The sequence below is a fragment of the Kocuria palustris genome (genome assembly GCF_007666205.1).
Lineage (GTDB): Bacteria > Actinomycetota > Actinomycetes > Actinomycetales > Micrococcaceae > Kocuria > Kocuria palustris_A.
This window is the reverse complement of record NZ_VDOR01000038.1, coordinates 1-1,269: the sequence shown is the minus strand read 5'-3', so window position 1 is coordinate 1,269 and position 1,269 is coordinate 1. Positions and strand designations below refer to the sequence as shown.

Annotated in this window: 1 protein-coding gene; it reads left to right on the top strand. The window is 64.5% G+C overall.

Features of this window, described 5'->3' with window-relative positions; genetic code table 11:
• Nucleotides 1–69 precede the first annotated feature (69 nt).
• Nucleotides 70–1,235 (top strand): IS3 family transposase gene (locus tag FSY66_RS12390; protein ID WP_260853684.1). Its coding sequence is split into 2 segments (ribosomal slippage): nt 70–354 and nt 357–1,235, totalling 1,164 coding nucleotides; the frame shifts between segments, so codons are not numbered across the junction.
• Nucleotides 1,236–1,269: the final 34 nt, after the last annotated feature.

The window sequence follows — 1,269 nt, the reverse complement described above, 5'->3', positions numbered from 1 at the left end:
GGGACTGCCGCACGGATAGGTGACATCTGATCTGGCTTGCCCGGAGGGCGGCCTGGAAGGATGTGCACCATGCCCGCTCCCTACCCCCAGGAGTTCCGCGAAGACGTCGTGCGAGTGGCCCGGTCCCGTGAGGACGGCATCACCATCGCGCAGATCGCGAAGGACTTCGGAGTCCACGAGATGACGCTGCACAAATGGATCCGCCAAGCAGACATCGACGACGGCAACCGCCCCGGCAAGAGCCGGGAAGATTCCACCGAGCTGCGCGATGCGCGCAAGCGGATCCGGCTGCTCGAGCAGGAGAACGAGGTCCTCCGCCGTGCCGCGGCCTACCTGTCCCAGGCGAACCTGCCGGGAAAAGGTTCTACCCGCTCGTGAGTGAGCTCGCCGCTGACGGCATTCCCGTCGCGGTGTCCCTGCGGGTCCTGAAGCTCTCCCGCCAGCCCTACTACCGCTGGCGCCACCAGCAGGTCACCAAGGCCGAGGTGGTCGAGGCATACCGGTCCAACGCGTTACTGGACGCTCACCTCGACGACCCCGAGTATGGCTACCGGTTCCTGGCCGGCGAAGCGGCAGAAGCCGGTGAGCAGATGTGTGAGCGGACGGCGTGGAGGATCTGCCGGGACAACCAGTGGTGGTCGGTGTTCGGGAAGAATCGCGGCAAGAACGGGAAACGTCCCGGGCCGCCGGTCCATGACGATCTCGTGAAGCGGGACTTCTCCGCCGATGACGTCAACGAACTGTGGCTGACCGACATCACAGAGCACTGGACCGACGAGGGAAAGCTCTACCTCTGCGCCATCAAAGATGTGTTCTCCGGCCGGATCGTTGGCTACTCGATCAGCGACCGTATGAAGGCGCGACTGGCGGTGAACGCCCTGGACAACGCCGCTTCCCGCCGCGGTGACGTCGCTGGTTGCATCGTGCATTCGGACCGTGGGTCTCAGTTCCGGTCACGGAAATTCGTGCACGCCCTGAACCGTCACCACCTCATCGGATCCATGGGCCAGGTCGGCGCTGCCGGCGATAACGCCGCGATGGAATCGTTCTTCGCACTGCTCCAGAAGAACGTCCTGGACCGCAAACGCTGGCGGACCCGAGACGAACTGCGGATCGCGATCATCACCTGGATCGAACGCAAGTATCACCGCCGTCGCCGACAGGCCCGCCTGGGTCGATTGACCCCCATCGAATACGAGACCATCATGAACCCGGCCGTGGACCTCGCGGCCTGACACCCCAACTGTCACCTGTTCGTGCGGCAGTCCC